Raw genomic sequence first — 24,494 nt, forward strand, 5'->3', positions numbered from 1 at the left:
TAAAAGACTACTTATGAAGATCATAAAAATCATATCCTATATTTTTGCTTTAATTGGCTTGGGTTTGCTCGTAGGGGCATTTGTGAGTTACCAAAACACCAGCCAATTTATCAAGGAAGCCTCAAAAACTGAGGGTACCGTCATTCGCTTGCTGACTGACCGCTCAGGAGAGTCTGTGATGTACAAACCCGCAGTAGAATTTACGGATGAAAAAGGGAATACCGTTGTTTTCAATTCCTCTACTTCCAGTAATCCTCCTTCCTACACAGAACAGGAAAAGGTGTCGGTTTTATACCCACCCGATGATCCACAAAAAGCGGAAATTGAAGCTTTTTTTCCGCTCTGGGGAGGGGTTTTGGTCTTGGGGATTTTAGGGAGTGTTTTTTTTCTTGTAGGGGGAGGCATTATCCTGGTCAAAAAACTTAAAGGCGACAAAGAAAGCCTCTTGAAAAGCAGAGGGAAACTTATTCAAACCGATTTTCAAAGTGTGGTACTCAATACTTCGCTTACGGTTAATGGAAGACATCCTTACCACATCCTTAGCCAGTGGAAAAATCCGGGCACTTCCAAAGTACACGTTTTTAAGAGTAATAATCTGTGGTTTGACCCTTCAGATTATATAGTCGATAAGTCCATCAGCGTATTTATCGAGCCAAGCAACCCAAAGAAATATCATGTTGACCTATCCTTTTTGCCAAAACTGGAAGGGTAAAAACCAAAACAGTTTTTCGACATAATTTATGAAGATTCATGAAATCGAGCCTGCCTGGGGCAGGCATGACCCCGCACCTACGGGAACAAACGGAGGGATGCTTATATCCAGACATACACCGCATCAGCAGATTTGCTTGTTGTTAGGGCGCGTTGGGGTGACGCAGCACAGCTTGGCCGCAGGTGGAAGGGTGCGGCTGGTCTGAGGGCTAATGAAGATTAAGGCGATGCGTCGTAGGGAGCATAAAAGCTTAGTATTAATTTCACTGAAATGGGCATTCTCCAGCCCCAAGCGTATGGTGGAAATGCTTTCATACCGATAAAAAGAAAAAGTTTATCTTTATATCATGATTACTCCACAGCAAGAAAAGATTATTAGGCAGATAACCCGAAGAATTCGTCCGACTTTAGTTGGCATTTTTGGTTCCTATGCACGTGGGGAAGAAAATGAAAGCAGCGACCTTGATATTCTCATTGACTTTGATCTGAAAGTGGATCTTTTGGAACTGATCGGTATGGAACAAGAGCTATCCGAACTTTTAGGGATTAAGGTGGATTTGATTTCATTAAGATCTGTTAATAAGTCCTTAAAGCCGTACATAGAATCAGATTTAATTAGAATTATATGATCAAAGATCCTGTAATCTACCTTGAACATATTAGTGCCTGTATTCAAAAGATTGAAGAATATGAAAAAGAACTCAATGAAGAAAGCTTTCTACAAAACAGTCTGATCCAAGACGCTGTAATCAGAAACTTTGAAATAATCGGAGAAGCTACCAAAAAACCGGACAATGATTTTCGGGTTAAATACCTGGAAATCGAATGGAAAAAAATCGCAGGAATGAGGGATAAGCTGATCCATGATTATATCGGAGTGGATTTGTGGGCAGTTTGGGCTGTTGTAGAAAACATAGTTCCGAACCTGAAGCGCCAAATAGGAAATATTTTGGAAAAGGAGACCAAGGACCGGTTTTCAAAAAGATCAGGAAAGAAGTGAAGGAGTTGGTTCCGCTGGACGGGGAGGAAAAGGGGAATGGGGAGATTGAATATTACCTGAAAGAGATCGAAAATTATTGACTAGCTTTGAGGTCTGGGAGATCTCGAAGGTTTTTTGATCTGTACCACATAGATGACACAATAGTCACGTAGTTTTTCCACACAGAGATTTTTACCGGTTCAAGTTCCATGACTGCCGTCCCGAATTAATATTCCGCCACCGTTCGTGTCGCCACAGACGGGTTGAAACAGTCCGTGATGATACGGCTGCGGCATAGTGCTTACTTGACCTTCTGTCTCTACTACCTATACTGGCGAGATCGTATTTAGGACCTTAGTTTAGTGTTTAAGGCGCGCTGGGCGGCTGTCCCGAATGCTTTCGGGACGGGGCAGGCGGCTGGTCTGCGGGGAGAAGCTTTGCTGCGACTTGGCTTTTTGGTCCTTTTGGGCCAAGCCAAAAGGACAGAAGAGAAAAGACTTAACTATATCGATTCGGTTCAACAGGGAAATTGAGGATGGATAAAATAGATACAATGCACCTTTTTCCACCTCCTGCACTGACTCTCATTTCCAGACGATGCTTCGGGGCAGGAGGAAAACGGTCATTGAACTTTTTCAACACCGGGTTGAAACCCGGTGCTCCGCCACGGCGGACAAGTTACTAATCTGCTATGCCTATGGCATTGCTTCGTATTTACAGAGTCTGGAGATACATCCCGAACGGTAGAATTTCCGGTTGTAGCCATCCGTGATGATACGGACGGTGGCATAGTGCCGACCTGACCTTCTGCCTTACTACCTACACTAGAGAGATCGTATATAGCACCTTGGCTTAGTGTGAAGGCGCGGAGGTGGTCGCAGCAGCGGGGCAGGCGGCTGGTCTGCGGGGAGAAGCTTTGCTTCGACTTGACCTTTTGCCTGCCCGACGTGGCGGGGTTCTTTTGCGTCAAGGCAAAAGAACGGAGAGAAAAGACTTAACTTTATCGATACGGGTCAATACGGAAATTGAGGATAGATAAGAAATAACCAACATACCTATCCACCTCCTGCACTGACTCTCATTTCCAGACGATGCTTCGGGGCAGGAGGAAAACGGTCATTGAACTTTTTCAACACCGGGTTGAAACCCGGTGCTCCGCCACGGCGGACAAGTTACTAATCTGCTATGCCTATGGCATTGCTTCGTATTTACAGAGTCTGGAGATACATCCCGAACGGTAGAATTTCCGGTTGTAGCCGTCCGTGATGACACGGACGGTGGCATAGTGCCGACCTGATGTTCCGTCTTACTACCCAAACTAGAAAGCTCATATTTAGTACCTTGGTTTAGTGTTTAGGGCACGTTGGCAGGCTGTCCCGAATGCTTTTGGGACAAATGTGTCCGGCGATGAATAAGGGATTCCTTGTACAGCACCTGATCCTTCAGAATCTGCGGCTGCTATGCCTATGGATGATTTATAGTCCGATAGGATAGGGTGGAATTCATCAGGACTGATTTGTTTTTTGGCAATATTATGCCAACTTGAAAATCTTAGTGTCTCTATACGTTCTTGTACCTATGATTTTGCGTCCTTTTCTTCTTTCTATCTGCTTGCTAATTTCTAATTTCACTGTTGTGGAGGCAAGAGTGAATCAAGACTTCAAGGTAAGGTATATAGGTATAGAAATGGGATTGTCAAACAACGCCGTTACCAGTATCTACCAAGATAAGAGGGGCTTTATATGGATAGGTACCTATGATGGATTAAACAGATATGACGGATATAATTTTTTTGTCTATCGAAACCAGCCCACTGATACTACAACACTAGTCAACAACCGGATTGTTAGTATTTATGAAAACGATGCGGGAATATGGGTAGGCACCAAGAAAGGACTGAGCGTTTATAACTTTCGATCAGGGGCCTTTGAAAGCAGGGATTTAGTTGATAATTCAAGTGGAGAACGGGTGAAAATCAACTTTAATATTAACCAGATAAAAGGTGATGCAGATCGTCTATTTCTCGCTACAGCGGGAAAAGGGCTCTTGATACAAAAGAATCAACATAAACTGTTTAAACAGCTACCTATCAAGGTAGGCAGTCAATTGATATGGGATTATCATACCCAGGGTATTGACTTTGACAGAGAAGGAAATCTCTGGGTTTTTGTCCAAGGGTATGGACTATATAAGCTTGCCGTGCAATCGGACGAATTGGAATTTGTATCTACTGTTTCCAACAACGCCAACAGCATAATTGCAGACAGAGATTCTAGGATTTGGCTGGGGATGGATAGTGGCCTGCTGATGTATTCACCTAAGAGTAATACGCATAATTTCTTCTCCAGAGAGTTGACAGGGCATAAAGTAACCGGACTGATGTACCTGAAAGAGGAAGATGAAATCTGGGCATCGACAGACGGAAGTGGAGTTTTTATCTATGACAATAAAACAGGGGATTTTTCTTCATTAAAAGAAGGTCCTGACGAGCTGAATATTACGAGCAATTCAGTGTATGCACTCTATCAGGACAATAAAGGAGAAAAATGGATCGGTACATTACGGGGAGGGGTCAATGTAGTAGAAAAGGAAAACGTTCAATTTAAAACTATCAGAAAAACCCGCGGAGAAAATAGTCTGGTAAGCAATTTTGTGCTTTCGTTCTGCGATTATATTGATGATAAAATCTGGATCGGTACGGATGGGGGAGGCTTGAGCCTTTGGGATAGAGCTGCCAATTCTTTTACTAATTATACCTATACAGGTGATCCACAATCCTTGCAAAGTGATTTTGTGACTTCCATTCTCAAGGCAGACGATGGGGTTTGGGTGGGGACATATGGAGGAGGACTCAGCAAGTTTGACGAAAAAACAAAAACATTTAAGAAATACCCACTTTATCATAAAGGCCTTCCCACTCTACAGCAAAATATCTGGGTATTGTTTCGTGATTCTTACCAGCGTGTTTGGGCAGCAACTTCAGATGGTGAAGGCTTGTACCGCTATCATCCTCAGAGGGACGGGTTTGAATTCATTGATGCCAAAGTCAACGGCATTCTGTCAATGGCTGAGGACCTTTTTGGAAATATTTGGGTAGGTACATTTGAGCGCTTGATTAAATTGGATTTGGAAACTTACCGGCATGAAGAATTTGAAATAGGCTATCCTGTCAGATCAATTGTATCAGCCTCCAACGATCACATGCTTATCGGCACTGAAAGTGGCGGTTTGTTGGAATTTAATCCTTCAAAGGGAACTTTCAGTTCTTTTTCAGAGCGGCAGGGATTACCGAACAATTCGGTGCTGAATATTCTGAGGGGGAAGGAGGAGGAGTATTGGCTTAGTACATACAACGGAATTTCCCGCTTTGATTACCGTACTAAAATTTTCACGAATTATTATGATTCGGATGGGTTGCAGAGCAACCAGTTTAATTATAATGCAGCGCTCAAGCTTCCCGGCGGAGAGTTGCTCTTTGGTGGAATCCGGGGATTTAATATTATCAATCCTGCCATTGTCCGGACTTCCACATCTTTTCCGGAATTGTTGATCACAGGAATCAAAATAAATAATGAAGCGATTGAAAAGACCGGAAAAACGGCATTTTCATTGGATGTACTTGAACTTCCATATGATAAATCCATGCTTACGTTTGATTTTGCTGCCTTAGAATATTCGTTGCCTGACAAGATTTCATATGCATATTTTCTGGAAGGATGGGATAGAGAGTGGCAATACGTAGGGAATTCTCGTGTGGCAAATTATTCCAAATTGCAGGATGGTACCTACACGCTCCATATCAAATCCACTAATTCAGACGGAGTGTGGAATACCGATGTCATTTCGCTCCCCATTATTATTTCACCACCCTGGTACAGAACAGCTCTTGCCTACTTTCTTTATTTGCTGGGACTGGGGATGATCATCTATGCTGTGATAAGACACCAAAGGAGACAGGCACGCTTGGATTATGAAATCTGGCTGTCCAAAGACATGGCCCAAAAGGAAAAAGAACTGAATGAGAAAAAACTTACCTTCTTTACAAATATCTCCCATGAATTCAGATCACCTCTCACATTGATCATCAATCCCTTGAAAGATGCTATTTATGGAAAGGCTTTGGGGAACGGTGAACTTGAAGTGGTCTATAGAAATTCAAGGAGATTACTCAGTTTGGTGGACCAGCTGCTGCTGTTCAGAAAGACAGAAAGCGAAATAGGAGAACTTAAAATCGTCAAGATAGACTTGGTTTCTGTCGTGAAAGAAGTCTTTGCCTGCTTTGTACACCATGCCGAAACTAAGAATATTTCTTATCGATTAGATGTCACAATGGAGGAGGCTTTCATCTATGCCGATCGTGAAAAAATAGAGATTTCCCTTTTCAACCTTATTTCAAATGCACTGAAATTCACCAATGAATTGGACGGTAAAGTGGTAGTGAGACTGTTTTCGGATAATGGAGACGAGGTCTGCTTCACCGTAGAAGACAATGGTAGAGGGATAGAGGGAAATGAGTTGGATAAGGTGTTCGATTTATTCTATCAATCCCAAAACAATAGAAACAACCAAAAAAACGGATTTGGGATAGGGTTGTATTTAGTAAAGCAATTTATACAATCGCATAGTGGTCTGGTCACGGCCTCTGCTGGGTCCTTAGGTGGGACGATTTTTGAGGTGAGGCTGCTGAAGGGAAGAGCCCATCTTCAACAATTTTTACTTCATGAGGATTTTAATGAGCGTTCCATGTTTCTGGAAGAACTGCTGGGCGAACAGGAACTTTCGGTATCCAAGAATAGCCCAAACAAAGAAATTGATATTCAGGCTACGCTGCTTGATGAGATGAAAAGTATATTAATAGTTGATGACAATTTGCAAATCAGGCAATACCTAAGCGGAATTTTAAAAGATCACTATAAAATAGCGGAAGCTGGCAGTGCTGAAGAGGCCCGCGTACATTTAAAGTCACACTTGCCTGACCTGATTATTTCGGATGTAGTCATGCAGGGTGAGTCCGGAGTGGATTTATGCAACTATTTAAAAGACAGCCCGAGCTATCAACATATTCCTGTGATTCTTCTTACAGGGACAAATTCCGAGGAGGTTAAACTGATGGGTATCGAGGTGGGGGCAGATGACTACATCACCAAGCCCTTCGATAAAGGGTATCTAATAGCAAGGGTAAAAGGTATTCTGAAGCAGCAAAAGAAACTACAGAATCATCTGATGGATGGGGTGACACAAAAGGTTTCTGATTTTAAATTCTCCGAGGAGGATAAGATTTTTCTTGAGCAGCTGGAGTTGTTGATCGAAGAGCATCTCAATGATGATTCATTTACAATTAAATCCTTGGCAGAGGAGATGGCGATGAGTCACTCCTTATTGTATAAGAAAATTAAGCACCTGACAGGCAAATCGGTAAATGAGATGATCCGTTTTATAAGACTGAGAAAAGTAGCCACCTTATTGATTACCTCAGATATGCAGGTGAATGAGGCTGCTTTTTTCACTGGCTTCAATGATCTGAAATATTTCAGAAAACAGTTTCAAATCATGTTCCGGATGAATCCCTCAGATTTTCAGAAGAAATACAAAGACGCTTTTCAGGAGAAAAATTACAACCTGAATGGATTGATGGACAAATAGCCGAACCTATTTACAATAGGTGAAAAATACTGTTTTCCAATCAATACACAGACAATAACAGTCCCTCTGTATATCCTCAACTCCCGCACCGGTCAACTATGATCCGATAGCTATCGGGTTAAGGTATTTCTGCAGCTTCAAAAGAAATGCCGCTGGACACTTTTCCAAATTAACGGGTAATGAAATTATCTTATTAGGTACACCTAAAATCTTTGGTTATATATATTGTTTCCCGCAGGAAGTTTTAAATACGATCTTTAAAGGAGGATTATATTTTTTATTGCCTCAAGGTTATTGTTTTATTACCCCAAAATGAATTTACCCCTCCCATTGTATGAGTTTGCCCCGCTCATATACCCGTTCTAGTGACTTATTTGGCTTCACCAATCTTCATTGATAAAAATGAGAAGAAGTGATTTAAATAAATTTTCAACAAGCCAAAATAGTCATTAAGTGAAAAAATCTTTACACAATTTAGGGAAGTGGTGGCTCACACTCACTCTTTGGATTTTTTTCTCCCAAGGATTTGCCCAGACTCAATCAAGCCAAGGCTTCATGATCAAGGGGACGGTTAAATCCGGAGAAGACGGTATGACTCTTCCGGGAGTCAATGTCATGGTCAAAGGAACAGGTAATGGAACTGTGACGGATCTGGAAGGGAACTATGCTATCAATGTCCCTTCGGATGATGCCACACTTGTGTTCTCATTTATAGGTTTTGTTTCTGTAGAAGTAGCTGCCAGCAACAGAAGTATCATAGATATAAACTTAGTAACGGATACACAATCGTTAGATGAATTTGTTGTAGTTGGCTTTGGAGAGCAGAAGAAAGCGACCATGACCGGCGCTGTTTCCAGTGTAGGAGGGAAAGACCTGATCCAGTCTCCTGTGGCCAATATCAGTAACTCATTGGTGGGTAGGTTGCCGGGGTTGATAGCTGTGCAATCGAGTGGAGAGCCTGGATTTGACCAGTCTAGTTTGAAAATCAGAGGTATTGCTACCCTGAATACGGGTTCAGAGTCGGATCCTTTGATCTTGGTAGACGGTGTGCAGCGCTCAAGCATCAATCTCATAGATCCCAATGAAATAGAGACACTAAGCATATTGAAGGATGCATCGGCCACAGCGGTCTTTGGTGTTCGTGGTGCCAATGGGGTAATCCTCATTACTACCAAAACGGGGGCTAAAGGAAAGCCGACAATTAGTTACACAGCAAATTATGGTGTCCAAAGTCCCAATAGGCTGCCGAAGATGCTGAATAGCTATGAGTATGCTTCTCTACACAATGAGGCCAGCATCAATTCCGGTCAAACTCCTTATTTTTCTGATGAATCACTGGAGTTGTACAGAAATGGCTTAGACCCATATTTCCATCCGGATGTGGACTGGTTTGATTTAGTGCTGAAAGACTATTCCAGTCAGCAGCAGCACAATTTCAATATCAGCGGAGGAGCGGAAAATACACGCTATTTTATTTCGTTGGGGTATTTTGGTCAGAATGGAGCATATGACGTAGAAGAATTTACAAATGATTACTCTGCCAATCCAAAATACGAGCGGTACAATCTACGCTCAAATTTTGACATTGACTTTAATAAGAACTTTTCAGCTTCAGTGAAGGTGGGGGCACAATTTGCCGATTCCAACTACCCTGGATTTGGTGCCGGCGAGATATTTTTCAGAATACTGAATTCCAATCCACTTATGAATCCGGGGGTGATCGATGGGAGGTTGATTTCAGGAGTAGAGGGATTGCCATCCAGCTCAGGCAACCCACTCAGTGCAATAGTGAACAATGGCTACCAGAGAAACTTCAACAGTACCCTTAATTCCAATGTCGCGCTGAAGCATAAACTGGATTTTGTGACTGAAGGATTGAGTGTGAGGGGTATGGTGGCCTATGATAATTATTACCAGCATGCGGTATCCAGAAACAAGCAGAATGAAACCTATCGTATAGTTAAAGACCCCAATGACCCTACGGCGCCTGTATTTATCAGAGAAGGTTTGGATGCACCATTTTCATTTGGAGAGAGCTTTGAAAGAAACCGTAAAGTTTATCTGGAAAGCGCAATCGATTACTCCAGATCTTTTGGGGTTCATAATGTGACCGGTATGGCGCTTTATATGCAGGAGAGATATACTGCTCCGGGTCAGGAGTATAATGTTCCCCGTGGTTATCAGGGGTTTGTAGGTAGGGTTACTTACAATTACAGGGAGAAGTATCTCACGGAGGTAAATATGGGATACAATGGATCTGAAAACTTTCCTGAAGGAAAACGGTACGGATTTTTTCCATCGTTTTCTCTTGGTTGGATTTTGACTGAAGAGCAATTTATGCCAAAGGGTGATGTTCTTTCTTTTATGAAAATCAGGGGATCATACGGTGAAGTGGGTAATGACAAAATCGGAGATGCCAGGTTCCTGTATTTGCCGTCAGTATTCTATCCTAACAGTGGTGGATATAATTTCGGGAACTACGGCACCAATTACCAATGGTACAACGGAGCTCAAGAAGGAAGGGTGGGAAACCCGGATGTGACATGGGAGCGTGCGAAGAAATTTAACATTGGTTTTGAAACCGGTTTTTTTGGTGATAAGCTGAGATTCAACGTGGATTATTTCAATGAGAATAGAGATAATATTCTTTGGTATTTGGGGACAATTCCGGCATTGGTGCAGGCTGACTTGCCTCCTGTTAATATTGGTAAAGTCCGTAATCACGGCTTCGAGCTAGAACTTAACTATAATGGTAATATCGGTGAGTTTAACTACTGGGCAAAAACCAATTACTCTTTTGCCAAAAACAACATCGATTACATGGATGAGCCCATTAGGGCTTACCCATGGCTGCAGCGCACCGGTCACCCGGTAGACCAGTTTTGGGGATTGGTCAGCGATGGGTTTTACAACACAGCTGCTGAGCTTGCCGAAGCCCCTTCTTCAGCATTTGCCTCACAGCTCCAGCCGGGAGATATACGGTATGTGGATCAGAATGGCGATGGAGTGATCGATCAAAATGATGAGGTGCCTATAGGCTATTCTAAATTTCCCCAGGTAGTGTACGGCCTTTCTTTCGGGGGCGACTACAAAGGCTTCGATTTTTCCATCCTGTTTCAGGGAGCTGACAAAGTATCCACCTACATCGGCGAGATGGGAGCATGGGCATTTGATACGGATTGGAGAAATGCAACTACAAGCCATCTGGAAAGATGGACTCCCGAGCGATACGAGGCGGGGCTGCCCATTACTTATCCGAGAGTAGAGCTTTCACCTACTTCCGGGAAGCATAATTACCGACCGTCAGACTTCTGGCTTCAGGATGTGAGCTATATCCGATTGAAGAATGTGGAAGTGGCTTATCGATTTCAGCCGGTAATTCTCAGTAGGATTGGGGTAAGCAGCCTTCGTGTATTTGTCAATGGAAACAACCTGCTTACGTGGAGTCAAATGGAGAATTTAGATCCTGAGTCTCCCACGGGAAGGGGAGCTTTTTACCCACAGATGCGGGTGTATAATGTAGGTGTAAACGTCCAGTTTTAAACCCAAAATCAAAAAAATCATGAGACTATCATATCAATCCCTGACAGGTGTAATGTTGGGTATAGCTATCCTCTTATCATCCTGTGACAATGAATTTCTGGGTAAACCGGAAAGTAATGACGTGACCATTGAGGATATTTTCTCCGAAAGAGCAACTGCCGAATCTTTTCTCTGGGAAAGTTACCGGACGAGTATGCCGCTGGGATTTCCCATAGACTGGGGGTCACATAATGGCATGTATGCTTCCATGGTGATGGCAGCCAGCGATGAAGGAGATGTATACGATACTTGGCCTTCATCCAATGACCATAATACAGGTGTTTGGGGACCTACGGGCAATAGAGAAGATGACTTCGGCTCGCATTATAAGGGAATTCGCAATGCGAATATCTTCCTGGAAAACATTGAAATGGTACCTGATATCCCACAGACTGAAAAGGAACAAATGAAAGCAGAAGCAATGGTTTTGAGAGGTTTGCAATACCATGAATTGATGAAGCGCTATGGGGCGATTCCGATTGTTGATGAGGTATTAACTGTCGCAGGAGAGCTCATGCTTCCAAGAAACACTTATCAGGAATGTGTGGACTTTATCGTCCAGTCCTGTGATGCAGCAGCGGCTGTGTTGCCGGATACTTATCCATCCAGTTTCAATGGTAGGATCACAAAGGGGGTTGCTTTGGCATTGAAAGCCAGAGTATTGCTTTATGCTGCAAGCCCACTGCACAATACGACTACTCCTTATTTGCCAAGTAATCCGGAATTGACAGGATATGGCAATTACGAAGAAGGAAGATGGATGGCTGCGGCCGATGCAAGTAAAGCAGTTCTTGACTGGGCAGCAACTTCAGGTGTCAGTCTGGTGAATTCCTCAGATGATCCGGCAGTAAACTATCAGACCGCTGTGGAAGCCCAAGGAAGTTCTGAGATGTTGCTGTATAACCAGTCAAATGGCTGGTGGGGTGCTTATAATCCTATGTTTCAGCAGTTTGTGATGCCTAGAGGTATTTATGGCGGATGGTATGGGCATGGTGTGACTTATCAGCATGCACAGATGTACCATACATCCGATGGGGCTGATCAAGAATGGCCGGAGGAAGGGCCAAGAAGTGAGTTTCTCGAAAAAATGCAGGCGATGGAGCCTAGATTTCAATACTCTATTTTCTATTCAGGATCAAAATGGAATGATGAAATAGGCGTCAGAAACTTTTACAAAAACAGCAATGGATCCTGGTCTGATGGGGCACCTGTCAATGGAGTGGGGTATATGAGAAAATTTCTTGGAAGAGCCAACTGGGGAGGCGGTCAGTTTAACTGGATAATATTCCGGTTGGCTGAGTTTTACCTCAACTATGCGGAGGCACTCAATGAAGCTTCCCCGCTGGATGCAGATGCCTTTGCCGCATTGAACAGTATTCGCGAGAGAGGAGGACTGGATCCCGTCTCAGTCAATGATTCCAGGTACAATACCCAAGAAAAACTCAGAGAAGCTATTCGTAGGGAAAGGGCTGTGGAATTGGCATTTGAGGAGCATAGGTTTTTTGATGTCAGAAGATGGATGATTGCAGGAGAAGAAGGGGTCATGAAAGGGGAAATGTGGGGACTGAATATCTATCAGCTCAGTGATGAGGAGTATGTCTATAGAAAGGAACCTTTTGAGACACGGGTATGGGAAGAAAAAATGTACCTGTACCCACTTCCCCAAGGGGAAATAGACAAGGGATACCTCATTCAAAATCCGGGCTGGTAAACTGCTTCTGAATCAGAAGACGACTACTGTAATACTCATGTACTGTACTTAAAATTGCTTCAAATGATACTATCTATAAAATACACGAATAAGATACCCCGTATACTGGCGCATCTGACTCTTTACACGCTTGGGATTTTCTGTACTGCCCAGATGGTGCAGGCTCAATCCCTCATTCCCGGAATCGCGGTGGACAAAGCTACCAAACAGGATAGTGCAACTACGGATCAGATCACCGAAAAGGAGCTGATGAATGTAGCCTATGGAAGACAGACTAAACAAGCTGTCACTGGAGCTATCTCGACCATCGGAGGGGATGCTATGGCAAAAACGTTAACACCTACGCTGAGTAATACTCTCTTCGGCAGATTACCCGGACTGACTGTGATGAGTGGCTCAGGAGAGCCGGGGTTTGATGAGCCAAGCATGCTTATCCGTGGGCTGGGTACATTTAACCATGCAGGCTTTCTGGTGATAGTGGATGGTTTCGAAGCTTCTTTTGACAACCTGTCTGTGGAGGAAATCGAAAGTGTATCCGTCTTGAAAGATGCTGCTGCCTTGGCACTTTACGGAACCAGAGGTGCAAACGGAGTTTTATTAGTGACTACTAAGCGGGGATTTGACGGTAAGACCCAGATTCGATTTACTGCCAGAACAGGATTTCAGAAGCCGACACGACTGCCTGATTTTGTGAATTCCTATGACTATGGTGTTCTCTACAACGAAGCGCTGGCAAATGATGGACTGCCTGTACGCTATTCCCCATCGGATTTAGAAAATTACCGTAGCGGAAATGATCCATTTCTCTTTCCTGATGTCAACTGGTACAACGAAGTATTGGGAGACAATGCACCCATTAGTGATATTAATCTGACTTTTTCAGGAGGAGGAGAGACCACACGTTATTTCATCTTACTGGGATACATGCAGAATCAGGGACTTTACGCAAACACTGATCCCAAAAGGAAAGAAAATTCCAATGCAGATTTCAGAAGGGTGAATTTTCGTTCTAATATCGATGTGGCCATTTCTTCGAAAGTTACCGCATCCCTTGATTTTGGAGGAAGAATAGAAAATAGGTTTTTTCCTAATGTCAATGGCTTTGGTCTTTGGGAAAATATGGCCAGATACCCTTCCAATGCTTTTCCTGTAACCAATCCGGACGGATCTTGGGGAGGGACATCCAGATATCCCAATAATCCTGTAGCTTCTGTATTGGGACGCGGCTATACATCCTCCCATGATCGGAATATCATGACGAATCTCAGGCTTTCGGAAGATCTGGGAGACTTGATCCCCGGGCTGCGTTTTTCTCAGGCTATAGGAATCAACAACTGGCACAGGGGCAATTACAACAGAACACGTTCACTGGCTTTTTACGAAATAGGTGCAGGAGATTCAGGTAGCGAGGAACCGTATCTTTATTACCCGCGAGGTCTCGACACGGGATTCAGCGTACAGGAGTGGGGAAATGATCAATGGAACCGGGTAAATATCCAGGCGGCATTGGACTATGAGAAGCAATTAGGTCACCATGGGTTGACAGGTATGCTAATGTATCATCAGGATGTGTTGAGTGTTTCCGGAAACAATGTTCCATATGCCAATCAAAGCCTGATGGGAAGATTTACCTATAATTATCAATCCCGCTTCTTTGCTGAGCTGGGATTTGCTTACAGTGGTTCGGAGAGATTTCCGGAAGGCCACCGCTTTGGTTTTTTTCCATCGCTATCGGGTGCTTGGATAGTCTCTAACGAAGAGTTTTTGAAAGGCAGCAGCGTAGTGAACTTCCTCAAAGCCCGTGCATCGGCAGGGATTTTGGGCAACGACAGATTTGGTGGAAGTAGATTTGCCTACACTCAGGATTTCTATTATTCCGGTGAGTATCGTTTGGGGTTGGACAATGTTTCCAACGGGATCATCAACTATGGGCAGCTTGGAAATTCGGAGATCTCGTGGGAAAAAGACCTGAAGTTTAACGTAGGTTTCGAAGCCACGCTCTATAATAAACTCGCTGTAGTAATGGATTTATTCTACAACAGACGCTCAAATATGCCGGTGAACACAGGCAATATTTTCCCGGGTTATATCGGAGTACTGCCTCCCTATGAGAATATCGGTAAAGTGAACAACAGAGGTTTTGAGTTGGACTTACGCTACACAGACCATATCGGTTCATTCAATTATTTCGTGGGAGCAAGCGGCTTTTTTGCCAAAAACAAAATCATAGAGATGGGAGAGATTGCCCATCCTGAATCCTACATGTACAGAACAGGACATGCGATTGGTCAGCATTTTGGCTGGGAAGCGGATGGATTTTATTCCCCAGATGATTTTGAGGCAAACGGTGAGTTGAAGCAGGGTGTTCTGGTGTCATCATTTGCTGCCGTAAAGCCGGGAGACATCAAATACATCGACCAAAATGGAGATGGACGGATCGATCAAAACGATGAGATAGCCATAGGAAAGACCTGGCTACCGGAGTTTATCTATACGTTCAATGTGGGAGCACAGTATAAAGGATTCGATTTGGAGCTGCTCTTCTATGGGCTTACCAATAGATCTATAAACTTAAACGGAACATATTTTTGGGGACTGCAAAACGATGCGAATCTAAGTAGCAATGCACTCAACAGATGGACTCCGGAAAATCAGGAGAACGCGACCTTTCCGAGATTGACGACCCTGGCCAATGAAAATAATTATAGACCATCCACTTTCTGGATGAAATCAGGGAATTTGCTTCGCTTGCGAAACATAGAATTGGGATATGCCATTCCTGAAGTATGGGCACATCAGATCAAGGTTGATAACCTACGGGTATTTGTAAACGCAGTTAATCTGCTCACTTGGGATAAAATGGATATGGTAGACCCGGAAGCCTATGGCGGGTACCCTCCATTGAAATCACTGAATTTGGGAATTAGCGTACAATTTTAATAAAGGGAAAAATGAAAAAACATATCATATTGTTTATCGGCGCGATAATCCTTTTTTCTTCCTGTGTGGATGAATTTTTGGACAGGAGGATGGATACCAATTATACAGAGGAACAAGTGTTTTCCTCCTATACTACCATGCGGAATTTCGGCATTGGGATTTACAGTAATCTACCTCAGGGCTTTGATAGATTCAGTGGAGGTATGTTGGCTGCTGCTACGGATGATGCTGCCCATTCGGGCAGGGACAATAGCATTCAGAAGCTGGGAAACGGCAATTGGGGTGCATTTTCTAATCCTGATGACCAATGGACAGCGCTTTATGCCGGAGTTAGAAAGGCAAATTTGTTTTTGGAAAACTCCACAGATTATCGTGCTATCATCGTACAGGATACCGTGACAGAGCAGGGAAAGCAGTCTTATCAGACGCAGAGCAACGACTTGATGTGGCTTAGGGCTGAAACCCGTTTTCTCCGGGCTTTTTTCTACTTTGAATTGCTGAAGAGATACGGAGGAGTACCTATTATCACAGAGGTTTTGGATGAAGGAAGTGCGTTTGACTATACCAGAAATTCATTTAATGAAGTTGTTGCCTACATAGAGGCTGAACTTGAGCTGGCGATGCCGGATCTGAGAAGTACTTGGTCGGGTTTTGACGGAGACCGGTTGATCGGTAGGGCTACCCAAGGTGCCGCTTTGGCATTGAAATCCAGGGTATTGCTGTATGCTGCGAGCCCCCTGCACAACCCTGCACATGACCTTTCCAAATGGACAAGGGCAGCGGAAGCGGCTTACGAAGTCATTGGGATGAATCAGTATAATTTGGTCGACGATTACCGAAATCTATTCCGGTTTATCACCAATAGTGAGATCATCTTCGGAAGAAGCTATGGCGCCACCAATGAATTGGAAAGAAGTAACTTTCCCATCGGCTTTACCGGAGCAGTGGGAGGTGCCAATCCTAGCCAGAATCTGGTGGATGCATATGAAACAGCGAATGGCTTGCCGATAGGGGAAGATGAGGAGTATGATCCCCAAAATCCTTATGCTAACCGGGACCCGAGATTGCAGATGAGCATTATTGTCAACGACTCGGATTACAAGGGAAGAAAAGTCGAGACCTTTGCAGGTGGATTGGATGGCAATGGCACTGCAGGGGCTACCAAAACAGGCTATTACCTAAAGAAATTCTCTGACGAGGGCTTGGATCTACTTCAAAATAGAACCAGCATCCATACATGGATTTACTTCCGTTATGCTGAAGTATTGCTAAACTATGCCGAAGCAATGAACGAGGCTTATGGTCCAGATGCTGTGGCAGAAGGAACCCCGATTTCCGCTAGGGAAGCGCTCAATAGGGTGCGGAACAGACCTGGCGTATCCATGCCGGATGTAGAAATAGCTTCCAGAGAAGAATTCAGGGCCAAAATCAAAAATGAACGGCGTGTGGAGCTTGCCTTTGAGGAGCATAGATTCTGGGATCTAAGACGGTGGAAGGATGCCATGGAAGTTTTATCAAAGCCGTTGAGGATAGCTGTAATCGAAAAAAATGCGGACGAAACCTTTACCTTTTCTTACCAAGATGCTGAAAAGCGTATATTCTTGGAGCAAATGTATCTCTATCCTATTCCTGCAGTAGAAATCAATAAGGCAGGCGGTAAACTACAACAAAATCCTAACTGGTAGAATACTGTCATTTTATAAACGTTTCAATACTCACAATGAAAACTCTTTTTAGTTTTATTTTACTATTCGGAAGTGTATGTCACTTTGCTCCGGCTCAATCAACTTCATATGAACAAGAGGTTATTCGACCTGGAGAACTCTGGCCGGATACGGATGGAATACATATCAATGCCCATGGTGGAGGCATTCTTTTTCATGAGGGAGTCTATTATTGGTTTGGTGAGCATAAGACAGAAGGCCGGATGGGAAACAGGGCCATGGTGGGGGTAGGCTGCTATTCTTCCACCGATCTGGTCAATTGGAAAAATGAAGGTGTGGCACTGGCGGTGGATGCAGAAGGGAGCAGCTCTGATATCGAAAAAGGCAGCGTGATAGAACGTCCCAAGGTGATCTACAATGAGAAGACAGGGAAGTTTGTCATGTGGTTTCACCTAGAGCTCAAGTCTCAGGGATATGATGCTGCACGGACGGCATTGGCGGTGAGTGATACGCCAACAGGGCCATACGTTTTCCAAAAGTCCCTTCGCCCAAATCCCAAAACTTGGCCGGTTAATTTCGAAAGCTCCTGGAAGGAAAAAACGATTACTGAAAACGAACTCAAGGGATGGTCAGAAGAGTGGAAAAAAGAGGTAGCGGAAGGGTTGTTTATCAGACGTGATTTTGAATCTGGCCAGATGGCAAGGGATATGACTTTATATGTAGACGATGATGGGAAAGCCTACCATATTTTTTCTTCTGAGGAAAACCTGACCTTACATATTGCAGAGCTGACGGACGACTATCTTGCTTTTACGGATAAATGGGCGGTGATCGAACCTGCAGGCCACAATGAAGCCCCGGCAGTGTTCAAGCAGGATGGGAAATATTACCTCATTACCTCCGGATGTACGGGATGGGATCCTAATGCCGCCCGGTCCTTTGTGGCAGACGACTTGTTTGGGCCATGGACAGCTTTGGGAAATCCGGCCGTGGGAGAGGGGGCTGAGCTCACATTTGATTCCCAAAGTACCTTTATTGTGCCTGTTCAGGGGAAAAAGGATGCGTTTATTTTTATGGCTGACCGCTGGAGACCCCAAAATGCAATAGATGGCCGCTATGTATGGCTTCCCATACAGATGAAAGATGGCCGCCCTGTTCTGGAATGGATGGACGAGTGGGATCTCAGTTATTTTGACCAGACTATCCTATTTGATTGAATGCACCCCCTACTTGGTGGCCTGCCAAACCAATAAAACGGATAATCATACTTACTTAATTAGTCTAAAAATATCTTTTTATCAATGAAAATTTCCTTTAGCTGCGTCCTATTCCTGTCTCTTGCAATGGGGAGTTGTGGTTCACTTAGAAAAGAGCAAGCTATAACCCCCGATTTGAAGGGATACACCCTGCTTTGGGCTGATGAGTTTGACACAGAGGGGATGCCCAATCCTGACTTTTGGTCTCCTGAAACCGGGTTTGTGCGAAACAATGAAATGCAGTGGTATCAACTTGAAAATGCTACTGTTTCGGAAGGTAACTTGGTGATCGAGGGGAGGAAGGAAAAGGTCAAAAATCCTTCCTATGATCCTGCCTCTAATGACTGGAGAAAAAACCGGGAATTTGCCGAATATACCTCGTCCAGTATCAATACACGGGGAAAAGTAGAGTTTCAGTACGCTGTGGTGGAAGTAAGGGCAAAAATAGATACAGCAAGCGGAATGTGGCCCGCCATCTGGACACTGGGTGTGTCAAAACCCTGGCCTGCCAATGGGGAAATTGATATTATGGAGTTTTATAAAGTTGACGGCAAACCCACAATTTTGGCAAATGCCGCTTGGGCACATGAGCAAAAGCGTGCTAGGTGGGATGAGGCAAAGATCCCATTCGCTGAGCTTCTGGCTAAAGATGCTGATTGGCCGTCAAAATTTCATATCTGGAAGATGGACTGGACGGCTGATTATACCAAGATTTACCTTGATGGGGAATTGCTGAATGAAGTAGATCTGACTCAGACCACCAATCCCGATGGATTCAACCCATTTCATCAGCCACACTACTTACTCTTAAACCTTGCCTTGGGATCAAATGGCGGAAGCCTAGAACAGACTCCTTTTCCAAAACAGTATCAGATAGATTATGTGAGAGTGTATCAGAAAAAGTGATTTACCCGATTTGCTATCTAACACCGTTTTTAATAGGAATAGCCTGTAATTCATACCATTTTTTCTGTCTGCCATTTTCGGGCTGAAAAGATATGGATTGGGTAGTTAAGTACTACTTCTTCACCAAACCTTGTTGCGTTTATTCCCAAATCATCAACTCCTATATCCTGAAGAATCATGTTTTTCAATTCATCGGGGTTTGTCGGAAACGAAGCTTGGAGTTGTTCATTTAGGGTAATCTGCATTACATATTCATCGGTTTCCGGATGTTTTAACCCCGTCTTTTCGAAAATATTGGCAAAACCGGTCTTTGAAATTGCTGATACATGGGAATAATCCCTAAGTTTTTCCATCTCGTTGTACTTGTTGATTTTATCGTCAGGTACCGAGACATCCACTACCATAATCAGTCCGTTGGGTTTACAGACTCTTGTCATTTCGCTCAAAACTTGAAGTGGGTCTAAAAAGTGGTGAAACCCAAATCTTGATATCACTAGTGAAAAATGATTGTCGGGATATGGTAAATCTGTAACGTCTCCAATCTCCCAGGAGATGTTCTGGATGTTCCCCTTTTGTTGTGATTTTCTCGCATGATCAAGCATTTCTTGGGTGATGTCAATACCGGTAACAAAACGGGCATGTTTGGCAAATTCGCAGGATACAATGCCTGAACCGCATGCAATATCCAATACCGTGTCTTCTTTGGTTATTCCCGACATCTGAACCAATTTATCCAAAGCATCACTGTGTGAAGTTATTGAGGAGTACCCAACTGCCTGTTTGGAAAATTGCTTTATAATGTTTTCGTTGTGCTTTTTGCTTTCCATAAATATTCTATTGTTTACGTGCAAAGTTCGGTATGTCGGGTAATGTCAGAGTTACTATATTAGGACAATGAATAATGATTATAAGACAAATATCAGGGTTGACTACGGTTTTGAGAAAAATGAGCTACGCCCGGTTACCACTTATTCTGAAACTATCCGGAATGCAAAATGTGCTGATTATCATTCTCATCCACGGGCCCAAATCATATCATGCGATAGAGGGATAATGGAAGTTGTAACCGGAAAAAATATTTGGATAGTGAATCCATCCCAATGTGTGTGGTTAGCCGGTAATGAGTGGCATCAGGTGTATTTCCCAAGGAATGTGAAAGTTGTTTCAGCATTTATTGATGAGTCTAAATTGTGCAATCTTCCCAAAGACAGCTTTGCTTTTGACACAACGGTTTTTATAAAAAGCCTCCTAGCCAAAATCACCTCCTTTTCGAACCCTGAGCGATTGACATCCCAACAAGCTAGAATTTTTGAAGTACTGTTGGATGAAATCTCCTGCTTAACCCCCAGCCCTACATTCCTTCCGACAAGCCATGATGAAAGAGTTAAAAGAGTAACAGATGCTCTGATGGAAGATGTTTCCGGCACGAAAACTATTGAGTATTATGCGGAGCTATCATGCATGAGTTCCAGAACGCTTTTACGGTTGTTTACTAAGGAATTGGGTATGGGTTTCGGTGAATGGAAGATGCGTTTAAAATTGCTTGAAGCAATAAAGTTACTTGGAGAAAGAAGAGCAGTAAAGGACATTGCTTTTGATTTAGGATATGAAAATGTGAGTTCGTTTATTGCCACATTCAAAAAGCATTTGGGCACCACGCCTACTAAATATGTGATGGAATAGGGGCTACTTTATCCTTTGGCAGTATGAGTATGTATTTGGGATTCAAGCAAGGTTATGCAATGTTTTCGACAAAACCGGAAATGCTGGAAATGTTTGGCAAATGGCATTTTTCTAAAACCGCAATAATGATAAATGGTGCCATTACGATATTGGCTGCACTATTGATTTTATCTCCAAAGACGTTTGTTTGGGGCAATTTCCTGATGGCAGCAGGAATTTTGATGATCACCTGTTTGCATCTATTGGATAAAGATTTGAAAGGTGCGGCGATTGAACTGCCATTCATTTTGCTCAACCTGGTAATCATCTATTTGCAACATCCACTTAAGAATTGATGACTGCTAACATTTAAATCCGAATAGGTGAAAACAAAATTTATGATATTTCTGCTGACTGGTTATTCATTTATAGCCTGTGCTCAAAAAACAAGTAAAACAATGACACCTAATTCAAAATCAACAACAATGGAAGACAAAACCTTATTGGAACCCGTAAAAACGTTAATTGAAGCAATGGAAGCTGAGGATGCAGAACTCATTAGAAAGCAATTTGCAAAGACTGCAACACAAGCTTATGGTGCTGATGGTACAATGAAAACACCGGAAGCTACAGCCAAATGGTTGGAAAGCGACATCATTAGTCGCCAAGGCAAGGTTGAAAACCCTGAATTTACAGTGGAAAATGGCAACCAAGTTATTGTACGGGGACAGTATTCTAGCCGTGGATACTCAAACAAAGCTGACTTTTTGTTTACAGTAGAAGATGGGGTTATTACCAGTTGGAGAATGCGCTATTAGCCATTTTTGACAAGTATTTTTTACACATATTTTCTTTCAAATAAATCTTAGGTGATTTGTGAGTAATCCAATTCTATTGATGAAACCCTACAACTTATAGAGCGTGAGTTTGAAATAGGGCCTGATGCTGAATATAATGTGAGAGAAGACGCCATCAATTCCTTTGGGTACTAATTGCTCAGCCAACAAAAGCTCCAAGAAGCCTTTCAGGTCTTTGAGCTGAATACCGGACTTTATACTGAGGGCACAAACACCTTTGACAGCATCGGAGAAGCACTTCGTCTGTACAGGAAAATAGAAGAAAGGATCAGGTCATACAGGAGGTCGATAGCGCTTGACTCGGAAAATGAGAATGCCAAAAATACAATACCCAAGGCGGGGTGAGTTTGGACGTGAAGTAAGCACTACCGCGCCGACTTTGGATGATGCGAAGGAAATCACCCAAAGGAGCCCCGTCCCCATTATATTTCAGATGCTTTTTTCAACAACACCAATACGTTTACATTACCCAGTTATACCGTGCTGGATATTGGACTCTATTATAACAGTAATAAATTTCGCCTCAGTCTTAAGGCAAATAACATTACAGACGAACATTATTGGGTAAGCGATGGATATTTTGTGAGGCCTCAGAAGCCCGTTAATTTTCTGACAAGCCTCGCATTTAAATTTTAATGGTTCAAGCAACGTAGTAAGCATGTGAATAGGAAGGGAAGAAGATGTTTCAGGGTTATTATTTTTAATCAATCTAAATAACTCTATATTTGGGGCATTAAAAGCGAATGAAGTGGAAACCCCGGGCACGCAAAATATACTGTTGATCAACGAGCAAACTTTTGCCCGGCTTTACCGTGATTATTGGAAAAAGGTGTTTGGAGTATGCTATCACGTACTTTCTGACGTGGAAGTCTCCAAGGAAATTGCGCAGGATATATTTGAGAATATATGGGTCAAGAGAGATACGCTTCGGATCAAGGGCAATCCTGATGCCTATTTGACCAAGGCTGCAAAATTTGAATCTTTTGATTATCTCCGAAAGAGGAATGTGCGCAAAAAACATCAAGCGCATGAATTGTCATTGGGGATTGATTCGGTTAATTCAACGGAGGAGACTGTTCTTCAAAATGAACTTTTAGCAAGATTTAAGTCGATTCTGGGATTGCTTCCTACTAAGAGTCGGCAGATTTTTGAAATGGATAACCAAGGTGTTTCACGGGCTGAAATAGCTGAGAAAATGAAACTCAGTGAAAAATCAGTAGAGTATCATTTGTATAAATCCATTGGGTTTTTGAAGGAGAAACTCAACTATTCGCTTTAATCCCGAATATTCCTTAGTGTTTCTATTGTGACCGGAAGGGGTGTAAAATCATCCGCTTCACCGCTGCTTTGAATTCACTGGCATGTTTTTATTGCCCTGCCCCAACTGACATTTAGGATTACGAACCATCTCTCTCGTCTTGTTTTTTTAAACGGCTAGTATCCTCCCAACTGAGATACTTGCCGGGTCTGATCTTTTCTAATGTTGTAATCCTGAATTTATTCTATTGAAATTCAGTTGTTTGGAAATTTATTCAAATCCGGTTTAGGAAAAAGTGAGTCATAAACGGATAGGTTGTTGGGGACTTTATTGTCCGGATTTAGAATCGACAAATGAAGCACAGGGAAATAAACAAAGAGCTGTTGGAGCGATACCACACCGGAGACTGCACCGAGGTGGAGTCGAGGTTGGTGGAGGAATGGCTGCAAAATGAAGAAGCTGAAGTTTCATTCCCGGAGTTTCAAGACTTGGATAAACTTGAACTCAAGAGTTGGCTTGAGATGCAAGATAGGGTGGCACCACCAAATCAAATGCCTGATTCCGGAGTAAAACAACTGAAAACCCGGAGAAGATTTTTCGTCGCTGCTTCTGTGTTTTTTGTGGTAGGAATCATTGCCTTTCTTGGCGTTGTCAATTTTAAATCGGCTCCCGAATTGATTACCGAAAAGACCGAATACGGTGAGACCAGAAGAGTAATACTCCCTGACGGAAGTTCCGTCTGGCTAAATGCCGGTTCGGAAATAAGTTACCCTGCCCAATTTGAGGATTCCATACGCTTGGTGAGTATGAAAGGGGAGATGTACTTCGAAGTGGCCAAAAATGCTGACCAATCTTTTGTGATCCGATCGGAAAAGACACTGACGCAAGTCATCGGCACTGCATTTAACCTCAGGGATTTTAGCGGGGAGCCGCAGGCTACACTAAATGTAACAGAAGGGAAAGTGAGTTTTTCTGATCGTACTACGGGTGAGAAGTTGCTGGCTACGAAAGGGGAAAGTGTCATACTTATGGAACGTCAATTACGATTGGTTGAAATCGACCCATACGCACTGGCTTGGAAATCAAATGTGTTGAGTTTTAACAACCTCACTATGGTCCAGATCGCCAAAGAGCTTGAAAAATGGTTTGGAATAGAAGTCAAAGTAGTCAATCATGACTTACTGAGGCAGACTTATACAGGTGAATTTGACGATCCTAAACTCAAGGAAGTAGCTTCAAGCCTAGGCTTTGCCCTGGGTTTCAGTTATAAATATCAAGACAACATCCTTACGCTCTACTGAAAAATGAAGACATAAGCTGTATAA

General features: G+C 43.1%; 17 protein-coding genes. 16 read left to right on the plus strand and 1 reads right to left on the minus strand.

The window, feature by feature from the left end:
• Positions 1-13 precede the first annotated feature (13 nt).
• From J2X69_RS09010 to J2X69_RS09055, 10 genes are all read left to right on the plus strand, one after another.
• Positions 14-712, plus strand: a complete 699-nt coding sequence (locus J2X69_RS09010; RefSeq protein ID WP_310101820.1) for a DUF3592 domain-containing protein — start codon at positions 14-16, stop codon at positions 710-712.
• A gap of 346 nt (positions 713-1,058) precedes the next feature.
• The gene (locus tag J2X69_RS09015) at positions 1,059-1,340 is read left to right on the plus strand and encodes a nucleotidyltransferase domain-containing protein (protein WP_310101823.1); all 282 of its coding nucleotides are present in this window, start codon (positions 1,059-1,061) and stop codon (positions 1,338-1,340) included.
• Complete coding sequence (locus J2X69_RS09020) at positions 1,337-1,711, plus strand: DUF86 domain-containing protein (RefSeq protein WP_310101826.1); 375 nt, start codon at positions 1,337-1,339, stop codon at positions 1,709-1,711. Before J2X69_RS09015 ends, J2X69_RS09020 begins: the two co-directional genes overlap by 4 nt.
• Positions 1,712-3,325: 1,614 nt before the next feature.
• A complete protein-coding gene (locus tag J2X69_RS09025) occupies positions 3,326-7,333 on the plus strand; it encodes a two-component regulator propeller domain-containing protein (RefSeq protein ID WP_310101829.1) in 4,008 nt (1,335 codons plus the stop codon).
• Positions 7,334-7,786: 453 nt separating this feature from the next.
• Positions 7,787-10,876 carry a TonB-dependent receptor gene (locus J2X69_RS09030; RefSeq protein ID WP_310101832.1) on the plus strand — a complete coding sequence of 1,030 codons (3,090 nt, stop codon included), beginning with the start codon at positions 7,787-7,789 and terminating at the stop codon, positions 10,874-10,876.
• A gap of 19 nt (positions 10,877-10,895) precedes the next feature.
• Positions 10,896-12,626 (plus strand): RagB/SusD family nutrient uptake outer membrane protein, encoded by a 1,731-nt coding sequence (locus J2X69_RS09035; protein ID WP_310101835.1) that lies wholly within the window; start codon positions 10,896-10,898, stop codon positions 12,624-12,626.
• A gap of 63 nt (positions 12,627-12,689) precedes the next feature.
• A complete protein-coding gene (locus tag J2X69_RS09040; RefSeq protein WP_310101838.1) occupies positions 12,690-15,566 on the plus strand; it encodes a TonB-dependent receptor in 2,877 nt (958 codons plus the stop codon).
• Between the two features lie 11 nt (positions 15,567-15,577).
• Positions 15,578-17,251: a RagB/SusD family nutrient uptake outer membrane protein gene (locus tag J2X69_RS09045; RefSeq protein ID WP_310101841.1), complete on the plus strand. Its 1,674-nt coding sequence runs from the start codon at positions 15,578-15,580 to the stop codon at positions 17,249-17,251.
• A gap of 35 nt (positions 17,252-17,286) precedes the next feature.
• Positions 17,287-18,447 (plus strand): glycoside hydrolase family 43 protein, encoded by a 1,161-nt coding sequence (locus J2X69_RS09050; protein WP_310101844.1) that lies wholly within the window; start codon positions 17,287-17,289, stop codon positions 18,445-18,447.
• Positions 18,448-18,531: 84 nt separating this feature from the next.
• Complete coding sequence (locus J2X69_RS09055) at positions 18,532-19,392, plus strand: glycoside hydrolase family 16 protein (protein ID WP_310101846.1); 861 nt, start codon at positions 18,532-18,534, stop codon at positions 19,390-19,392.
• A gap of 50 nt (positions 19,393-19,442) precedes the next feature.
• On the opposite strand, the gene J2X69_RS09060 is transcribed toward J2X69_RS09055, so the two are convergent.
• Complete coding sequence (locus J2X69_RS09060; RefSeq protein ID WP_310101847.1) at positions 19,443-20,219, minus strand: methyltransferase domain-containing protein; 777 nt, start codon at positions 20,217-20,219, stop codon at positions 19,443-19,445.
• A gap of 67 nt (positions 20,220-20,286) precedes the next feature.
• On the opposite strand from J2X69_RS09060, the gene J2X69_RS09065 reads away from it, so the two are divergent.
• From J2X69_RS09065 to J2X69_RS09090, 6 genes are all read left to right on the plus strand, one after another.
• The gene (locus J2X69_RS09065; RefSeq protein ID WP_310101850.1) at positions 20,287-21,075 is read left to right on the plus strand and encodes an AraC family transcriptional regulator; all 789 of its coding nucleotides are present in this window, start codon (positions 20,287-20,289) and stop codon (positions 21,073-21,075) included.
• A 23-nt stretch (positions 21,076-21,098) separates the two neighbouring features.
• Positions 21,099-21,410, plus strand: a complete 312-nt coding sequence (locus J2X69_RS09070; RefSeq protein ID WP_310101853.1) for a DoxX family protein — start codon at positions 21,099-21,101, stop codon at positions 21,408-21,410.
• Positions 21,411-21,437: 27 nt separating this feature from the next.
• Entirely contained in the window at positions 21,438-21,872 is a 435-nt protein-coding gene (locus J2X69_RS09075) for a nuclear transport factor 2 family protein (protein ID WP_310101855.1), read from the plus strand.
• 174 nt (positions 21,873-22,046) lie between these two features.
• Entirely contained in the window at positions 22,047-22,256 is a 210-nt protein-coding gene (locus J2X69_RS09080) for a hypothetical protein (protein WP_310101857.1), read from the plus strand.
• Between the two features lie 403 nt (positions 22,257-22,659).
• Entirely contained in the window at positions 22,660-23,190 is a 531-nt protein-coding gene (locus J2X69_RS09085; RefSeq protein WP_310101859.1) for a sigma-70 family RNA polymerase sigma factor, read from the plus strand.
• 332 nt (positions 23,191-23,522) lie between these two features.
• A complete protein-coding gene (locus J2X69_RS09090; protein ID WP_310101861.1) occupies positions 23,523-24,470 on the plus strand; it encodes a FecR domain-containing protein in 948 nt (315 codons plus the stop codon).
• Positions 24,471-24,494: the final 24 nt, after the last annotated feature.

The sequence above is a fragment of the Algoriphagus sp. 4150 genome (assembly GCF_031457395.1).
In the GTDB taxonomy this organism is placed as follows: domain Bacteria; phylum Bacteroidota; class Bacteroidia; order Cytophagales; family Cyclobacteriaceae; genus Algoriphagus.